Annotated in this window: 15 protein-coding genes; 4 read left to right on the forward strand and 11 right to left on the reverse strand. The window is 63.3% G+C overall.

Annotation, left to right across the window (positions count from 1 at the left end; translation table 11 throughout):
• Positions 1-23: 23 nt before the first annotated feature.
• The 11 genes from purD to ASF84_RS20865 all read right to left on the reverse strand — a co-directional run bounded on the left by purD (position 24) and on the right by ASF84_RS20865 (position 13509).
• Positions 24-1319 carry a phosphoribosylamine--glycine ligase gene (gene purD, locus ASF84_RS20815; RefSeq protein WP_056840827.1) on the reverse strand — a complete coding sequence of 432 codons (1296 nt, stop codon included), beginning with the start codon at positions 1317-1319 and terminating at the stop codon, positions 24-26.
• A gap of 184 nt (positions 1320-1503) precedes the next feature.
• Entirely contained in the window at positions 1504-3108 is a 1605-nt protein-coding gene (gene purH / locus ASF84_RS20820) for a bifunctional phosphoribosylaminoimidazolecarboxamide formyltransferase/IMP cyclohydrolase (protein WP_056840733.1), read from the reverse strand.
• A gap of 82 nt (positions 3109-3190) precedes the next feature.
• On the reverse strand, positions 3191-3511 hold the full coding sequence (fis, locus tag ASF84_RS20825) for a DNA-binding transcriptional regulator Fis (protein ID WP_045486967.1): 321 nt from the start codon (positions 3509-3511) through the stop codon (positions 3191-3193).
• Positions 3508-4521 carry a tRNA dihydrouridine synthase DusB gene (gene dusB / locus ASF84_RS20830; protein ID WP_056840734.1) on the reverse strand — a complete coding sequence of 338 codons (1014 nt, stop codon included), beginning with the start codon at positions 4519-4521 and terminating at the stop codon, positions 3508-3510. Before dusB ends, fis begins: the two co-directional genes overlap by 4 nt.
• A gap of 307 nt (positions 4522-4828) precedes the next feature.
• Entirely contained in the window at positions 4829-6214 is a 1386-nt protein-coding gene (locus ASF84_RS20835) for a DUF3426 domain-containing protein (protein ID WP_056840735.1), read from the reverse strand.
• Between the two features lie 23 nt (positions 6215-6237).
• Positions 6238-7116 carry a 50S ribosomal protein L11 methyltransferase gene (gene prmA / locus ASF84_RS20840; protein ID WP_056840736.1) on the reverse strand — a complete coding sequence of 293 codons (879 nt, stop codon included), beginning with the start codon at positions 7114-7116 and terminating at the stop codon, positions 6238-6240.
• Between the two features lie 389 nt (positions 7117-7505).
• Complete coding sequence (gene accC, locus ASF84_RS20845; RefSeq protein WP_056840737.1) at positions 7506-8852, reverse strand: acetyl-CoA carboxylase biotin carboxylase subunit; 1347 nt, start codon at positions 8850-8852, stop codon at positions 7506-7508.
• Positions 8853-8869: 17 nt separating this feature from the next.
• Positions 8870-9325: an acetyl-CoA carboxylase biotin carboxyl carrier protein gene (gene accB / locus ASF84_RS20850; protein ID WP_056840738.1), complete on the reverse strand. Its 456-nt coding sequence runs from the start codon at positions 9323-9325 to the stop codon at positions 8870-8872.
• 80 nt (positions 9326-9405) lie between these two features.
• Positions 9406-9858 (reverse strand): type II 3-dehydroquinate dehydratase, encoded by a 453-nt coding sequence (aroQ, locus tag ASF84_RS20855; protein ID WP_045486985.1) that lies wholly within the window; start codon positions 9856-9858, stop codon positions 9406-9408.
• A gap of 127 nt (positions 9859-9985) precedes the next feature.
• A complete protein-coding gene (locus tag ASF84_RS20860) occupies positions 9986-11779 on the reverse strand; it encodes a protein-disulfide reductase DsbD (RefSeq protein WP_162241273.1) in 1794 nt (597 codons plus the stop codon).
• 86 nt (positions 11780-11865) lie between these two features.
• The gene (locus ASF84_RS20865; RefSeq protein WP_056840739.1) at positions 11866-13509 is read right to left on the reverse strand and encodes a response regulator; all 1644 of its coding nucleotides are present in this window, start codon (positions 13507-13509) and stop codon (positions 11866-11868) included.
• A 269-nt stretch (positions 13510-13778) separates the two neighbouring features.
• Here ASF84_RS20865 and ASF84_RS20870 point away from each other — a divergent pair, with 269 nt between their 5' ends.
• From ASF84_RS20870 to speA, 4 genes are all read left to right on the forward strand, one after another.
• Positions 13779-14855, forward strand: a complete 1077-nt coding sequence (locus tag ASF84_RS20870; protein ID WP_056840740.1) for a DUF2333 family protein — start codon at positions 13779-13781, stop codon at positions 14853-14855.
• A gap of 9 nt (positions 14856-14864) precedes the next feature.
• Positions 14865-15428: an NUDIX hydrolase gene (locus ASF84_RS20875; protein WP_236709460.1), complete on the forward strand. Its 564-nt coding sequence runs from the start codon at positions 14865-14867 to the stop codon at positions 15426-15428.
• A gap of 165 nt (positions 15429-15593) precedes the next feature.
• Positions 15594-15965 (forward strand): translation initiation factor Sui1, encoded by a 372-nt coding sequence (locus tag ASF84_RS20880; RefSeq protein ID WP_056840741.1) that lies wholly within the window; start codon positions 15594-15596, stop codon positions 15963-15965.
• A gap of 99 nt (positions 15966-16064) precedes the next feature.
• Positions 16065-17978 carry an arginine decarboxylase gene (speA, locus tag ASF84_RS20885; protein WP_056840742.1) on the forward strand — a complete coding sequence of 638 codons (1914 nt, stop codon included), beginning with the start codon at positions 16065-16067 and terminating at the stop codon, positions 17976-17978.
• Positions 17979-18019: the final 41 nt, after the last annotated feature.

Below are 18019 nucleotides of genomic sequence, written 5' to 3' on the forward strand. Positions count from 1 at the left end.
CGCAGGGGGCTGGCAGGACGGCCTTATTCCAGGCCTTCACCACGCTCGCGGGCAATGGCGCGATAGCCAATGTCCTTGCGATAGAAGCTGCCTTGCCATTCGATTTCGCCCGCCAGGGCGTAGGCGTTCTGCTGGGCCTCGCTCACGCTGTCGCCCAGAGCGGTCGCGCACAGTACGCGGCCACCGCTGGTCACCACGTTGCCATCCTTGAGCGCCGTACCGGCATGAAACACCTTGCCGGGCAACCGGGCTGCCGCATCCAGGCCATTGATGGCTGCACCCTTGGCGTAGTCGCCAGGGTAACCGCCGGCCGCCAGGACGATCCCAAGGCTCGGACGCGGGTCCCACTGGGCCTCGACCTTGTCCAGAGCTTGCGCCATTGCAGCCTCGATCAGCAAGACCAGGCTCGATTGCAGGCGCAACATCACAGGTTGGGTCTCCGGGTCGCCAAAGCGGCAGTTGAACTCGATGACCTTCGGGTTGCCGGCCTTGTCGATCATCAGGCCCGCATAGAGGAAGCCTGTGTAGACGTTGCCTTCCTCCGCCATGCCGCGCACCGTTGGCCAGATGACCTGGTCCATGACCCGCTGGTGCACCTCGGCCGTGACCACCGGTGCCGGCGAATAGGCGCCCATGCCACCGGTGTTCGGGCCGCTGTCGCCGTCGCCTACGCGCTTGTGGTCCTGGCTGGTGGCCATTGGCAGCACGTTCTTGCCGTCGACCATGACGATGAAGCTGGCTTCCTCGCCATCCAGGAACTCTTCGATGACCACGCGCGAGCCGGCATCGCCAAAGGCATTGCCGGCCAGCATGTCGCGCACGGCGTCTTCGGCTTCGCCCAGGGTCATGGCGACGATGACGCCCTTGCCGGCGGCCAGGCCGTCAGCCTTGATGACGATCGGCGCGCCTTTTTCACGCAGGTAGGCCAGGGCCGGCTCGACCTCGGTGAAGTTCTGGTAGTCGGCGGTCGGGATCTTGTGCCGGGCCAGGAAGTCCTTGGTGAAGGCCTTGGAGCCTTCCAGTTGGGCGGCGCCGGCGGTCGGGCCGAAGCAATCCAGGCCACGGCTGCGGAACAGGTCCACGACACCGGCCACCAGCGGCACTTCAGGACCGACGATGGTCAGCGCTACATTTTTCTCGGCGAAATCGGCCAGTTGCTCCAGGGCCAGCACGTCGATGGCGACGTTCTCGCACTTGGCTTCGATGGCAGTACCGGCATTGCCCGGCGCGACGAAGACTTTCTCGACACGAGGGTCCTGGGCGACTTTCCAGGCCAGGGCGTGTTCACGGCCACCGCTGCCAATGATCAATACATTCATTTCAAAAACCTCGATGACGCTGAATTCTCTGGGTAATGCAATCATGCATTACGAGGTCGCAATGGCGTAGGTGGATGCAAGGCGGATGGGGCTGGAACGAGCGCAGTTGCCTCATGGCAATGAGCATCGGGCCAGCCCTATCCAACGCAGCAGACGCCTGCGACAGTGCGGCCGGTTTTATAAATCAGTGGCGGAAATGGCGCATGCCGGTGAACACCATTGCAATACCGGCTTCGTCGGCAGCGGCGATGACTTCGGCATCGCGCATCGAGCCACCCGGCTGGATCACGGCGGTGATACCGGCCTTGGCAGCATTGTCGATGCCGTCGCGGAACGGGAAGAACGCATCGGAGGCCATGACCGCGCCCTGCACCTGCAGGCCGGCGTGCTCGGCCTTGATGGCGGCGATACGGGCCGAATTGACGCGGCTCATCTGGCCGGCGCCGATGCCGACGGTCTGGCGGTTCTTGGCGTAGACAATGGCGTTGGACTTGACGTACTTGGCCACTTTCCAGGCGAAGATCAGGTCATGCACTTCCTGCTCGCTCGGGGCGCGCCGGGTGACCACTTTCAGGTCATCGGCGCTGATCATGCCGATGTCGCGGCTCTGCACCAGCAGACCGCCGTTGACGCGCTTGTAGTCCCAGGCTGGCAGGCGCTCGCCCCACTGACCGCTGACCAGCAGGCGTACGTTGGCCTTGCTGGCAACGATGGCCTGGGCCTCGGCGCTGACGCTTGGAGCAATGATGACTTCGACGAACTGGCGCTCGACGATGGCCTTGGCCGTCTCGGCGTCCAGCTCGCGGTTGAAGGCGATGATGCCGCCGAAGGCCGACTCGGTGTCGGTGGCGTAGGCCAGGTCGTAGGCCTTGCGGATGCCACCTTCGTCGTCAGGGCAGACCGAGACGCCGCACGGGTTGGCGTGCTTGACGATCACGCAGGCCGGCTTGACGAAGCTCTTGACGCATTCGAGCGCGGCATCGGTGTCGGCCACGTTGTTGAACGACAGTTCCTTGCCTTGCAGCTGGGTGGCGGTGGCGATGCCGACTTCGGCAGGCCTGGCTTCAACGTAGAACGCCGCGCTCTGGTGCGGGTTCTCGCCGTAGCGCATTTCCTGGGCCTTGACGAACTGGGTGTTGAAGGTGCGCGGGAACTGGCCACGGCCTTCGGTGCTCAGGGTGTCGGCGCTCTGGTCGATGCCGCCCAGGTAATTGGCGATCATGCCGTCGTAGGCGGCGGTGTGTTCGAAGGCCTTGAGCATCAGGTCGAAACGCTGGGCGTAGGTCAGGCCGCCGGCCTTGAGGCTTTCGAGGACGCTGGCGTAGTCGCCGGCGTTGACCACGATGGCCACGTCCTTGTGGTTCTTGGCGGCGGAACGGACCATGGTCGGGCCGCCGATGTCGATGTTCTCGATGGCGGTCGGCAGGTCACAGCCTGGCTTGGCAACGGTGGCTTCGAACGGGTAGAGGTTGACCGCCACCAGGTCGATCGGCTTGATGCCGTGTTCGCCCATCACACCGTCGTCAGTGCCGCGACGGCCCAGGATGCCGCCGTGGATTTTCGGATGCAGGGTCTTGACCCGGCCGTCCATCATTTCCGGGAAGCCCGTGTAGTCAGCGACTTCAACCGCAGCAACGCCATTGTCGCGCAGCAGCTTGAAGGTGCCGCCGGTGGACAGGATTTCCACGCCCAAGGCTTCAAGCTCGCGGGCAAATTCAAGGATTCCGGTCTTGTCGGACACGCTGATCAAAGCGCGGCGGATCGGCAGGCGGGTGGTCTGGTCGGTCATCTCGAGTTCCATCAAAGCAAAAGGAATCAGCAAAAAAGGCGACGCTGGTGCAGGCCGGTCGCCTTTGTCTGTCAGGGGATGCTTACAGCAGGTCGTACTGTTTGAGTTTCTTGCGCAGCGTGCCGCGGTTCAGGCCCAGGACCTCGGAGGCCTTGGTCTGGTTGCCCTTGACGTAGTTCATGACGCTTTCTAGCAGTGGGGCTTCGACTTCCGACAGCACCAGGTTGTACACGTCCGTGACGTTGGCGCCTTCGAGGTGGGCGAAATAATTGTGCAGCGCCTTCTCGACACTGCCGCGCAGGGTCTGGCCCTCTTCGCTCGGCGTGTTGAGGTGCTGTTTCAAATTGACATTGTCGCTCACGGGTGTCGTTCCACTCACTAAAGTCTCGGTCATCATCGTCATGCGGCCACCTCTTCTTCACTCTTTTCATCCGGGCCCTGGCCGCTCTGGCTCAGGAATTCCCGGATGTTGGCGCATTGCTCTTGCGTATCGTCCAAACGATTGAAGCGGGCGCGAAACTCCCTGGCGCCCGGCAAGGTTGCGAGATACCAGCCGACATGCTTGCGTGCGATCCGCACGCCCATCACATCGCCGTAGAAGGCATGGAGCGCATGCAGGTGCTCCAGCAAGATGCCTTCCACTTCCTCCAGACCCACCGCCGGCAGCTTCTCGCCGGTGCGCAGGTAGTGCTCTATCTCGCGAAAAATCCACGGCCGCCCCTGGGCAGCCCTGCCAATCAGCAATCCATCGGCTCCGGTGGCCTGCAAGACATGCAAGGCCTTCTCGGGCGAGTCGATGTCACCGTTGGCGAACACCGGGATCGACACCGCCTGCTTGATCGCGGCAATGGTGTCGTACTCGGCCTCGCCGGTGTACAGGTCGGCCCGGGTGCGCCCGTGCACGGCCAGCGCCTGGATTCCGGCCTGCTCGGCAATGCGTGCCACGGTCAGGCCGTTCTTGTTGTCACGGTCCCAGCCGGTGCGAATCTTCAGTGTGACCGGCACATCGACTGCGGCGACAACGGCCTGCAGGATCTCGGTCACCAGTTGTTCGTCCTTGAGCAGCGCAGAGCCTGCCGCCTTGTTACAGACCTTCTTGGCCGGGCAGCCCATGTTGATGTCGATGATCTGCGCACCGAACTCGACATTGGCCCGTGCGGCATCGGCCAGCATCTGCGGGTCGCCACCGGCGATCTGCACCGAGCGAGGCTCGGGATCGCCTTCATGGATCATGCGCAGCCGCGATTTGCGGCTGTTCCACAGGCTCATGTCACTGGTGACCATTTCCGACACCACCAGGCCCGCGCCCAGGCGCCGGCATAACTGGCGGAAAGGCTGGTCGGTGACGCCCGCCATCGGGGCGAGAATCAAGCCGTTCTGCAATGTATAAGGGCCGATACGTACCGCCGACATAGCTTTACCTATAAAGGGGCCGAATCATCCAAAGGCCGCATGGAAAACCGCTGCATGCGGTCTGCAACGGTTCGCTCGTCCAGCTGCTTGCGCAGCGGCCAGACCGAACCTGGAGTTTGAAAAAGGGTGGGCATGATACCCGCTCTGGGTGACTGGATAAAGACTGAACTGGATAAAATATGAACAGTTGGCCAAGTGCCGGGAACAGGTGCTTTATTGCGGCTTGATTGCAGGTAAAGATCGCGAACGTACCGGAACGTGCAGGTCGGGGCGCTGCTGCCGGCGCCCCGGCAGCAAGGCGCACGGTCTATTCGGGTGAGCGGAAATTGAGGTTGTAGTTCACCGCCTTTGCGCCTGGATCAAGGATATCCAGCGCAATATGGATCGGCGTCTGGGGGGGCATTTCTTCCTTGCCGGCCATTTCGCCACTGAGGTATTCGCTGGGCTTGAACCGACGACTGGCAATCAGTTGACCGCCGGTATCGGCAAAGCGCAGTTCCAGTAATGGAAACGGCTGGGAAAAGGCCGCGCGGTTATAAATGATCGCATCGACCACCAGCGCGCCCTGGAAGTCCGGATGGCTGCGTACCACCAGGTTGCTGCTCTTGAGCTGGCTGATGTCGACCTTGGAAGGCACTTTGCATCCCAGTTGCGGGCACCATTGCTGAAACAGCGGCCGATACTGGTCCTGGCGGGCCAGGTGGTCGAAGTGGTAGTTGATGTACTGGGCCGCCAGGCCCAGCAGGGCCAGCAGGATCAGGATGATCCACAACAGGCGACCGCTGCGACGCGGCCTGGGTTGCTGCCAGTCCAGTTGCAGCGGATCGTCGGTCAGTTCCAGCAGGGCCTTTTCGCGGATGGCCGGCTCATTGCGCGCGCGCGGGTTGTAGGGCGGCTCATCGACGTGCTCGTCATGCTCGTCGTCATCGGCCTCCAGGGCCGACAGGCGTTCCTGGCGCTCCGGTGGCGGCTTGAGCACCCCCAGTGCCGGCGTGTCCGGCTCATCGGGGTCATCGTCCACGACAAGGCTGTCAGGCGACAGCGAAGGCTCGGTCCGTGACGCCAGGGGGGATTGCGGCTGCGCTTGCGGCTCCAGCTCTGGCTCTGGTTCATCTGGCACCGGGTCGACGGTGCTGATGACCTCGGCCTGGACTTCAGGCAGGTGCGCGACATCGTCGTTGCGCAGGCTGCCAATCCAGTCGTCCTGCTCGTGCTCGCTCTGCACGGTGTCGCGCCGGGCGCTGAGGCGGGTGTCGGCGGGTGGCGTTCGCGGCCGGAAAGCATGGGGCGGCCGGTTGTCGCGTTGCTCCAGGCGGGCCAGTTCTTCGTCCAGGTCAAGGTTGTCCAGGTCCAGCTCGCTGACCAGCCAGGGATTTTCACCCTGCGCGCCTCTGCCGGCGGCCGGGTGCGGTTGCAGGATCGGTGCGGTCTTGGCCAGGGCCGCGGGCGCGACCTGTTCCGCAGGGGGGGCTGGCTGGAACTGGCCCGGCAGCACGATCGGTGCTTGCGGGTCGGCATCAGGCGCTTCAGCCTGGCGCTCACGCTGGCGTTGTTCAAGCAATTGGCGGGCGGCATTGAACACTTGCAGGCAGGCCCCGCAGCGTACAACGCCGCGGGCCACGCTCAGTTGCGCGTGGCCGACCTTGAAGCTGGTCTGGCAGTGCGGACACTGGGTGACGAAACTGTCGGTCATGCGGCGCTCCGGTTCAGGCGCGATCAGCGACGACGGCCGGTGATGCGGACCCAGCCATCACGGTTGGCGATCGGATCAAGTTCGAACGCTTCAGCATAGGCTGCGGCGACTTCTTCGCCCTGTTCGGCGAGAATGCCCGATAGCGCCAGGCGACCGCCGGCCTTGACCAGGCTGGCCAGTTGCGGGGCCAGCTCGACCAGAGGACCTGCCAGGATATTGGCCACCAGCACGTCGGCCTGTTGAGGCGGCAGGTCCTGGGGCAGGTACAGCGGGAAGCGCTCGGCGGCGAGGCCGTTGCGCCCGGCATTGTCGCGCGACGCTTCCAGCGCCTGCACGTCAATGTCGGTGCCGGTGGCCAGGTCGGCACCCAGCAGCAGCGCGGCGATGGCCAGGATGCCCGAGCCGCAGCCAAAATCCAGCACCTTGCAGCCCTTGAGGTCCTGGCCGTCGAGCCATTCCAGGCACAGCGCCGTGGTCGGGTGGGTGCCGGTGCCGAAGGCCAGGCCCGGGTCGAGCAGCAGGTTCACGGCCTCGGGCTCGGGCGCGGCATGCCAGCTGGGCACGATCCACAACCGCTGGCCAAAGCGCATGGGCTGGAAGTCAGCCATCCAGCTGCGCTCCCAGTCCTGGTCCTCGATGACCTCGGCGCTGTGTTCGGGCAGCTCGGCGTTGGTCAGCAGGCGCAGGTGCGCCAGCGCCAGGTCGGGCTGGGTGTCGGCTTCGAACAGGGCCAGCAGGTGGGTGTGGGTCCACAGTGGCGTGGTGTTGAGCTCGGGCTCGAAGATCGGCTGGTCTTCGGCGTCCATGAATGTCACCGACACGGCGCCGACTTCAAGCAGGGCGTCTTCGTAGGTTTCGGCTTGTTCCGGGCTGATGGCGAGACGGATTTGCAGCCAGGGCATGGCAGGTTACCTATGAAAATGACAGGAAAGCCGCGAAGTTTACTTCAGCTTCGCGCTAAATGCTCGTGACGTAATGGGGCGATCGGACGGGGATCCTCATCAGCCGCTTCCCGGCTGAAGCCGGTCCTGCAGGGTAATGCCGATCAGTCAGGGAGATTTCGTCAGATGCTGTCGCGTCGAGGCTTGATTGATTGGCATTCGTCCTGCAGGTTGCCGCGTGACTCGATCCGGCGATGAGGCCGGCTCAGCCCATACAACGGCTGTGTCTATACGTCAGTCATCGCCGGCAAGCCGCCTCCCACGGCAATGGGTTGGGCCGTTGCCTGCCAGAAACGACAAGCCCCGCATGGGCGGGGCTTGTCGTTTCTGGCGGATGAGCGGTCGGGAAATTACTTCTCGCCGGCCAGCTTGTGTTCCAGGTAGTGGATGTTGACGCCGCCTTTGCAGAAGCCTTCATCACGGGTCAGGTCGCGGTGCAGCGGAATGTTGGTCTTGATGCCATCCACCACGATTTCGTCCAGGGCGTTGCGCATGCGGGCCATGGCCTCGTCGCGGGTCGCGCCCCAGGTGATCAGCTTGCCGATCAGCGAGTCGTAGTTGGACGGAACCTTGTAGCCGCTGTACAGGTGCGAGTCGACCCGCACGCCGTTGCCGCCCGGAGCATGGAAGTGCTTGACCATGCCTGGGCTGGGGATAAAGGTCTTCGGGTCTTCGGCGTTGATCCGGCATTCCAGCGAGTGGCCGTGAATGACCACGTCGTCCTGGGTGAACGACAGCTTGTTGCCGGCGGCGATGCTGAGCATCTCCTTGACGATGTCGATCCCGGTGACCATTTCCGATACCGGGTGCTCGACCTGCACGCGAGTGTTCATCTCGATGAAGTAGAAGCGACCGTTCTCGTACAGGAACTCGAAAGTGCCCGCGCCACGGTAGCCGATGTCGATGCACGCCTTGACGCAGCTTTCGAAGACGTCCTTGCGTGCGGCTTCATCAATGAACGGGGCCGGTGCTTCTTCCAGGACCTTCTGGTGGCGGCGCTGCAGCGAGCAGTCGCGGTCGCCCAGGTGGATCGCCTGGCCCTGGCCGTCGGAAATCACCTGGACTTCCACATGGCGTGGGTTGGTCAGGTATTTTTCCAGGTAGACCATCGGGTTGCTGAACCAGGCTGCGGCTTCGGCGCGGGTCTGGGCAGCGGCTTCGATCAGGTCTTCTTCCTTGTGCACAACACGCATGCCGCGACCACCACCGCCACCGGCGGCCTTGATGATCACCGGGTAGCCGACTTCACGGCCGATGCGCAGGGCGGTTTCTTCGTCTTCCGGCAGCGGACCGTCAGAGCCCGGAACAGTCGGCACGCCGGCCAGCTTCATGGCGTCCTTGGCCGAGACCTTGTCGCCCATCAGGCGGATGGTGTCAGCCTTGGGGCCGATGAAGGCAAACCCGGATTTCTCGACCTGTTCGGCAAAGTCGGCGTTCTCGGCCAGGAAACCGTAGCCTGGGTGGATCGCCGTGGCGCCGGTCACTTCGGCAGCCGAGATGATTGCCGGAATGTTCAGGTACGACTGGTTGGCCAGCGGTGGGCCGATGCAGACAGTCTCGTCTGCCAGGCCCAGGTGCATCAGTTCGCGGTCGGCCGTGGAGTGCACAGCGACGGTCTTGATGCCCAGTTCCTTGCAGGCACGCAAGATGCGCAAGGCGATTTCACCGCGGTTGGCGATCAGGACTTTTTCCAGCATCGCAGCGTCTCCCTGGTTCAAACGATGGTGAACAGAGGCTGGTCGAATTCAACCGGCTGACCGTTTTCCACCAGGATGGATTCGATGACGCCACTGGCTTCGGCCTGGATGTGGTTCATCATTTTCATTGCTTCGACGATGCAGATGGTGTCGCCTTTCTTGACCGTCTTGCCGATTTCGACGAACGCAGGCGAGGTCGGTGCCGGGGTGCGGTAGAAGGTGCCGACCATGGGCGACTTGACCACGTGACCGTTGAGGACCGGTGCCGAAGGCGCTTCGGCAACCGGGGCCGCTACCGGCGCGGCAGGCGCGGCTACTGGCGCAGCCATGGGGGCCGGGGCGTAGTACGGTTGGGCCGGGGTCTTGCTGTGACGGCTGATCCGTACGGACTCTTCACCTTCACGGATCTCCAGTTCGTCGATACCGGACTCTTCCAGCAGTTCGATCAGTTTCTTGACTTTACGGATATCCATTAATCATCAACTCCCAAAGGGTCTGTAAGGGGCTAGTGGGCAGCCGGCTGCAGCGTGTGCGGTCCAGGCTGCCGTGTCGTTCACGGCTTGGCGTTCTTGGCCAAATGTTCCAGGGCAGCTTCCAGGGCCATGCGGTATCCGCTGGCGCCCAGGCCGCAGATCACTCCTACCGCGACATCGGAAAAGTAGGAGTGATGACGGAAAGGTTCGCGTTTATGCACGTTCGATAAATGCACTTCGATGAATGGGATGCTCACTCCCATGATCGCGTCACGTATTGCCACGCTGGTGTGCGTAAAGGCCGCCGGATTGATGACGATAAAGTCCACGCCTTCGTCGCGTGCCGCGTGGATGCGATCGATCAGTTCGTATTCGGCGTTGCTTTGCAGGTACATCAGGTGATGGCCGGCATCGCGGGCGCGCTGTTCGAGGTCCTGGTTGATCTGGGCCAGGGTGGTCGTGCCGTACACGCCGGGTTCACGGGTGCCAAGCAGGTTCAGGTTAGGGCCATGCAGGACCAGCAGAGTCGCCATTGTCGGTTCCTTTATTATTCACGAGCGTTTTTGTGCCGCGACTATGCCGCAAGCCTCGTGAACTGTCCAGTTAACAACAGTAGTCAACACGATGAGCGATGATCACGCAAAATTTATGACCCGGTTCTCAAAATGAGTCATTTGCCCCCTCAAGTCGCGTGATCAAGGCCGGCGCGTCGATTTCTCCGACAACCCTGGCATTTGCCCTCTCTTCGCCGCTTTTATCGAAAAACAGCAGGGCCGGCGGGCCAAACAGTTTGTAGCGGTCAAGCAGGGCACGTTGTTCGGCGTTGCTTTCGGTCATGTCGAAACGCACCCGCTCAAAGCCCGCCAGGCGGGCCACGACAGCAGGGTCGGGAAGCACTTCATGTTCAATGACCTTGCAGCTGATGCACCAGTCGGCGTACCAGTCCAGCACCAGTGGCCGGCCGGCAGTGCGGGCGTCGCTCAAGGCCTTGTCCAGTTCGGCAGCGGTACGGATGGTCTGCCATGCGCTATCGGTCTGTGCGCCAGTGCCGCCGGGCATGACTGCCTGTGGGCGGCCCAGCGGGCGCAGCGGGTCGGTCTCACCCTTGAATGCACCGAACCAGCACGCCAGAGCGTAGACCAACAAAAACAGGCCGAGCAATTGCGCGAGCGTTTGCCGGGTGTTTTTTTCCGTGAACTGCAAGGTGCCCAGAAACAGCGCTACGCCGGCGGCCAGCAGCCCTGTCAGCAGCAAGGTGACCTGCCCCGGCAAGACCCGGCTGAGCAGTCCGATGGCCAGCCCCAGCAGCAGCACGCCGATGGCGTTCTTGACCGTGACCAGCCAGGGCCCGCTTTTCGGCAGCCAGGTTGCGCCGCCGGTGGCGACCAGCACCAGCGGCAAGCCCATGCCCAGGCCCAGTGCAAACAGCTTGAGGGCACCGCCCAGGGCATCGCCACTGGCGCTTATATAAAGCAGCGCACCGGCCAGGGGCGCCGACACGCAGGGTGAGACCAACAGGCTGGACAGCACGCCCAGCACGGCTGCGCCCCAGAGCGAGCCGCCTTCGGCCTTGCCGGCGATGCGGTCCAGGCGCGAGCTCACGGCGTGCGGCAGGCGCAGTTCGAAAGTGCCGAACATGGCCAGGGCAAACAGCACGAAGAACAGCGAGAAGGGCACCAGCACCCAGGCCGATTGCAGGCGTGCCTGCAGGTTCAGGCCGGCCCCGAACAGGCCCATCAAGGCACCCAGTACGGCAAAGCAGATCGCCATCGGCAGCACATAAGCCAGCGACAGGCTCAGGCCGCGAAGGCCGCCGACCTGACCGCGCAATACCACGCCGGACAGAATCGGCAGCATGGGCAGTACGCAGGGGGTAAAGGTCAGGCCGATGCCGGCCAGCAGGAACAACGCCAGTTCTTTCCAGGTCCAGGGCTGCACGCTCGTGGTGCTGTTTGCGGCCACAGCACTGCCACTGGCGACCTCTTCGCCGATGTCCAGGCGCTCGGTTTCCGGCGGGTAGCACAGGCCATGGTCGGCGCAGCCCTGATAGCCGACCACCAAGGTGAAGGGCTTTTGTTCGCCGGGCTTGCGTGGCAGCTCGATGTCGACAATGCCGTGGTAAACCTCGACATCGCCGAAATACTCATCGTGTTTGCGCTCGCCAGGTGGCAGTTGTGCCTCGCCCAGGCCGCTGTCGGCCGGCTCGGTACGAAACTGGAAGCGGTGGCGATACAGGTAATAGCCATCGGCAGCGACCAGGCGCAGTTTGACCGATTGCCCGGTGGCGCTCAGCAGACTCAGTTGAAAGGCCTGGCGCACCGGCAGAAATTGCTGGCTGTTATCCAGTGTCGAGCTGCCCAGGGTCGCCGATGGACGGTTGTCCAGCAGGCCGGCGGCCTGGACGGTGACGGGCAGGGCGAGAATCAACAACATCAGGCATAACAGGCGGCGCATGGCAGTCTCGGGTGTCGGCAGAACGCGCATGATAACCAAGACCTGCATTTTATGCTGGCGACATAGACGCGCAGGGGGCCGATGGCTTACGGCAACTCCACATGATATGGCTCGGCATTGACCGCCGACTGCACCCGGTTGCGCCCCGCCTTCTTGGCCTGGTACAGCGCCTTGTCGGCCTGGGCGGCCAGGGTCTGGCTGTCGTCGTCAGGGCCCAGGGCCACGACACCGGCGCTGAAGGTGCAGACCAGGTCCACCGGTTGTGCCGGGTAATGGATTTCCGAAAAGCGCTGGCGGATGTCTTCGAGCACCTTGTGGGCGTTCTGGATGTGGGTGTCGGGCATCACGATGGCGAACTCTTCGCCGCCGTAGCGGCCGATGAAGTCGGTCTTGCGCAGGCGCTGCTTGAGAAACAGCGCCAGGCTGCGGATCACCCGATCGCCCATAGGGTGGCCGTGGCTGTCGTTGACCTTCTTGAAGTGATCGATGTCGAGCATGGCAAAGCACAGCGACTGCTGCTCGCGCCGCGCCTGGAAGCTGCAGTCGTCAAGCAGTTGCAGGATGTGCGTGTGGTTGTACAGCCCGGTCAGGCTGTCGCGCACCATGTGCGCCTTGAGGCTGCGCGCCCGTACGACCCGGTTGCGCACCGTGGTCACCAGGTGCCTGGGCTTGATGGGCTTGGTCAGAAAGTCGTCGCCGCCTTCGCTCATGGCATCGAGCTGTTTATCCAGGTCGTCTTCGGCCGACAGGTAAATGATCGGCACGCTGACATAGCGATCGTTATGGCGGATGACCTTGGCTATCTCGGTGCCCTTGCAGCCGGGCATGTACATGTCGAGGATGATCAGGTCAGGCTGGAAATCCGCCAGCTCGGCCATGGCCTGGATCGGGTCGAGCAGGGTGCGGGTGACGATGCCGGCATTGTTCAGGACCCGTTCGGTATGGATCGCTTGGGCCCTGGAGTCGTCGATGATCAGCACCCGGAAGGGCTCGTACTGCGCCGAAAAGGTCAGGGCTTCGAGCTTTTCCAGCAGGCTGGCGGTTTCCAGGGTGCCGGTCAGAAACTCTTCGCCACCGGCACGTACGGCTTGCAGGCGGGTCGGGGTGTCGGTTTCGCTGCTACTGAAGAACAACAGCGGCAGCTTCTGTTCCAGGCTTTGCTGAATCTCGCCGGCCAGCTTGAGGCCAGAACCCGGGCCTGCAAAATCGATGTCCATGACAATGGCGGCCGGCAAGCGCTCAAGCAGGGCTGCCTGCACCGCCGCGACACTGTCCAGTGGCAGGGCCGGCCAGCCGAAGAACTCCAGTTGCCTGGCCAGGCGCTCGGCCTGCTCGTGATTGTGCAAGGCGATGTGCACCGGCTTGCGCAGTGGCGGCAGGGCGGTTTGCGCCGGGGTGTCGCCCTGGCGCAAGCCGGTGTGCGACAGGCGTTGCATCAAACGGTTGAGGTCGGTGATCAGCTCGCTGTTGAGCCGGCCACGGTTGGCCTCGATACCGGCCAGGGTGGAGCCCAATGCATGAGCAAGCTGACGATGCTCGGCCTGCTCGAAACGCTCGGCAAAGCGCAGCAGGCGCAAGGCGGCCTCCTTGAGTTCGGCCAGATCGCCCTCGGTCCATTCGCCTTTGTGCAGGCGTTGCCAGCTTTCCAGGATCTGGCGGGCCTGGTGGATGACCCGTTGGGCGAAATGATGCTTCAAACGTTCACGACTGGGGTCAGCGGTTTCGCTCATGTCGGGGCTGCTGTCGAAGCGCAGGTAGCAAGGCGCTGGGTCGAGGTGCGGGAAGGTGATTGATGTCTTAATGCTATCACTTATGCCGCGGCCGGGGTCTACCGTAAGTCACCTGCCTGTCACAAACCCTTGGTGCGACGTGCAATCGCCTTGTGGCGACGGCCAAGGCATAAAAAGCGCGCCGCACGTACCGGCCAGACGCACCTTGCGGTAAGGTTGCGGTCACACCCCTGAGTACTGTTTCTCCCCGAGACCCAAAGGACCTTACCATGCTGGATTGGAAGAACCGCGCAGGCAGCGCGGGTGAGCGCAGCGCCGACACGGCGACGGTCAAACGACGCGGTTACCTGGGCAATCTTTTCTACAGTCGCGCACTGGGTGCGCTGATCCTGATCTATCTGCTGGTGGCCTTGCTGGTCGGCTGGTACTGGAGCAAGGAACCGGCCCTGTTTCCGGTGCAGCAGAACGCCCAGGCGGCGGCCGAGCGTGAAGGCAAGCAGATGGTGATCGGCTACACCACCGTCGAAACCCTCAAGACCGTGACCGGCACCCTGCTCAGCAAGCGCGGTGGCTACCTGTCCAACGACCGCATGCCGCCCGGCCTGTGGCTGGACAACATCCCCAGCTGGGAATATGGCGTGCTCGTGCAGGTGCGCGACCTGAGCCGTGCGCTGCGCAAGGACTTTGCCCGTTCCCAGTCGCAATCGGCTGAAGACGGCGATCTGGCCCGTGCCGAGCCGTTGTTCAACTTCAATAATCGCAGCTGGATGCTGCCGTCCAGCGAGTCGCAGTATCAGGAAGGCATCAACGCCCTGAGCCGCTACCAGGCGCGCCTGTCGGACCCTGGCCAGCGCAATGCACTGTTCTATGCGCGTGCCGACAACCTCAACAACTGGCTGGGCGATGTCGGCACCCGCCTGGGTTCGCTGTCGCAGCGCCTGTCGGCCAGCGTCGGCCAGGTCAAGCTCAACAGCACGCTCAAGACCGAGACCCTGACGGTCAAGCCGGGCGAGGTACTGCCGGTCGATGAAGAAATCGTCGAGACCCCATGGCTGGAAATCGACAACGTGTTCTACGAGGCTCGTGGCCAGGCCTGGGCGCTGTCGCACCTGCTGCGTGCCATCGAGGTCGACTTTGCCGACGTCCTGGCCAAGAAGAACGCCACGGTCAGCGTGCGCCAGATCATTCGTGAGCTGGAAGCCTCGCAAGAGCCGCTGTGGAGCCCGATGATCCTCAATGGCAACGGCTTTGGCGTGTTCGCCAACCACTCGCTGGTCATGGCCAACTACATTTCGCGGGCCAACGCGGCGGTCATCGACCTGCGCCAACTGCTGAACCAGGGTTGATCGGTGAGCCTGCCTGACACACTGCCCGAAGGCACCCCGGCACAAGAGGTCGCCCATCGGGCGGCCTCGGACGCCGAGCAGGTCGCCTGGGTCGACGAGCATGACCGGTTGCTGGGGGCAGTGGCGCGCATTGAACTGCGCGAGCGCAGCCTGATCGGGCGCGGCACCTTCATTTTGCTGTTCAACGCACGGGGTGAGTTGTGCGTGCATCGGCGCACCTTGAGCAAGGCGGTCTATCCCGGTTACTGGGATGTGGCGGCCGGCGGTCTGGTGGGGCCTGACGAAAGCTATGCCGAGTCGGCCGCCCGCGAACTGGAAGAAGAACTGGGTGTGAGCGGTGTACCGTTGCAGGCCCATGGGCGTTTTCTGTTCGACGAGCGCGGTAACCGGCTCTGGTGCGCGGTGTTCAGTGCCGTCTGGGACGGGCCGTTGCGGCTGCAACCCGAAGAGGTGCTGGAGGCCGCCTTCCTGCCGCTGGAGCAGGCCCGGCGCCTGGGTCTGGAAAAACCCTGCTGCCCCGACTCGCTGGTGGCGCTTGAGCGCTACCTGCAAGAGGTCGCAAAACCCCTGTAAATTGCCGCATTCGCACCCTTAGCAACCGGGCAATTTGCCGTTACACTTCGCGCCCTTCGGGCAGCACAGGCTGTCCGAAAGCGCTGCCCCTGCCAGAGTGGGGCCTCGCGGTCGATGCGTTATCGCGTCCGACCCATCGTTCGGTCCTCAACAAGAGGATTTCCCGTGGCCAAGAAAGCCGCTTCCTTCGCCGCCCTTGGTGGGCTGGTGTATTCCACTGACGCCGGGCGCCACTGCCCCGACTGCAGCAAACCGGTCGACGCCTGTATCTGCAAGCAATCGGCCATCCCCGAAGGCGACGGCATTGCCCGTGTACGCCGCGAGAGTAAAGGCCGTGGCGGCAAGACCGTGACCACCATTACCGGCGTGCCGCTGGCCGAAGAGGCCCTCAAGGACCTGGCCAAGGCGCTCAAGCAGCGTTGCGGCACCGGCGGTGCGCTCAAGGACGGGGTGATCGAGATTCAGGGCGATCATGTCGAACTGCTGCTGGCCGAACTGGTCAAGAAAGGGTTCAAGGCCAGAAAGTCCGGCGGCTGATCAATACGCCCCGCACTGGCCAAACCGTCATTTGCGCACTTCACACTGCGCCCGGTCGGACTCGTCCGACGTTACCGACTTATCTATTAGGGGACTTCGATGTCCGTACGACGCACACGCAAAGACGATGGCAGCCAATGGACCGTGGCGGACAGCCGCAGTGTTTACGGGATCCGCCATTGGGGCGCCGGTTATTTCGCCATCAACGAAGCCGGTCGCGTTGAAGTCCGTCCCAGTGGCGCAGGCAGCACCCCGATCGACCTGTATGAACAGGTCGACAACCTGCGCAAGAGCGGCCTGAGCCTGCCCTTGCTGGTGCGCTTCCCTGACATTCTGCAAGACCGGGTCCGCCAGTTGACCGGCGCGTTCGACGCCAACATCGCCCGTCTGGAATACCAGAGCCAGTACACGGCGCTGTACCCGATCAAGGTCAATCAGCAAGAAGCGGTGGTGGAAAACATCATCGCCACCCAGAACGTGTCGATCGGCCTGGAGGCCGGCTCCAAGCCCGAACTGATGGCCGTGCTGGCGCTGGCGCCCAAGGGCGGCACCATTGTGTGCAATGGCTACAAGGACCGTGAGTTCATCCGTCTGGCGCTGATGGGGCAGAAGATCGGCCACAACGTCTTCATCGTCATCGAGAAAGAGTCCGAAGTTGCGCTGGTGATCGAGGAGGCCGCCGAACTCAAGGTGGCACCGCAGATCGGCCTGCGCGTGCGCCTGTCGTCGCTGGCCTCGAGCAAATGGGCCGACACCGGTGGCGAGAAGTCCAAGTTCGGCCTGTCGGCGGCGCAACTGCTGTCGGTGGTCGAGCGCTTCCGCCAGGCCGGCCTGGACCAGGGCATCCGCCTGCTGCACTTTCACATGGGCTCGCAGATCGCCAACCTGGCCGACTACCAGCACGGCTTCAAGGAAGCGATCCGCTATTACGGCGAACTGCGCAGCCTCGGCCTGCCGGTGGACCATATCGACGTCGGCGGCGGCCTGGGGGTCGACTACGACGGCACTCATTCGCGCAACGCCAGCTCGATCAACTACGACATCGACGACTACGCCGGTGTTGTGGTCGGCATGCTCAAGGAGTTCTGCGACGCCCAGGGCCTGCCGCACCCGCATATCTTCTCCGAGAGCGGCCGCTCGCTGACCGCGCACCACGCCGTGCTGGTGGTGCAGGTCACCGACGTGGAGCGTCACAACGACCAGGTGCCGCAGATCGACGACAAGGAGAACCTGCCCGAGACCGTGCAGTGGCTGGTCGACCTGCTCGGGCCCACCGATCTTGAGATGGTCACCGAGACCTACTGGCGCGCCACGCACTACATGAGCGACATCGCCACCCAGTATGCCGATGGCAAGATCACCCTGGCGCAAAAGGCCCTGGGCGAGCAGTGCTATTTCGCCGTCTGCCGGCGCCTGCACAACTCGCTCAAGGCGCGCCAGCGCTCGCACCGCCAGGTGCTGGACGAACTCAACGACAAGCTGGCCGACAAGTACATCTGCAACTTCTCGGTGTTCCAGAGCCTGCCCGACACCTGGGCGATCGGCCAGGTGCTGCCGATCATCCCGCTGCACCGCCTCAATGAAGAGCCGGTGCGCCGTGCGGTGCTGCAGGACCTGACCTGTGACTCGGACGGCAAGATCAACCAGTACGTCGACGAGCAGAGCATCGAGACCAGCATGCCGGTGCACGCCATCGAAGAGGGCGAGGACTACCTGCTGGGCATCTTCCTGGTCGGGGCGTATCAGGAAATCCTCGGTGACATGCACAACCTGTTCGGTGACACCGACTCGGTGAACATCTACCAGAACCAGGACGGCAGCGTGTACCACGCCGGTATCGAGACCCACGACACCATCGAGGACATGCTGCGCTACGTGCACCTGTCGCCGGAGGAGTTGATGACCCACTACCGCGACAAGGTCGCCAGCGCCAGGATCACCCCGCGCGAACGCACCCAGTACCTGGACGCCCTGCGCCTGGGGCTGACACGCTCGTCGTACCTGTCGTCCTGAAGTCCATGGAGCTGCCGTAGGAGCGCGCTTGCCCGCGACCG

The sequence above is a fragment of the Pseudomonas sp. Leaf127 genome (assembly GCF_001423155.1).
Taxonomy (GTDB): Bacteria; Pseudomonadota; Gammaproteobacteria; order Pseudomonadales; family Pseudomonadaceae; genus Aquipseudomonas; species Aquipseudomonas ovata.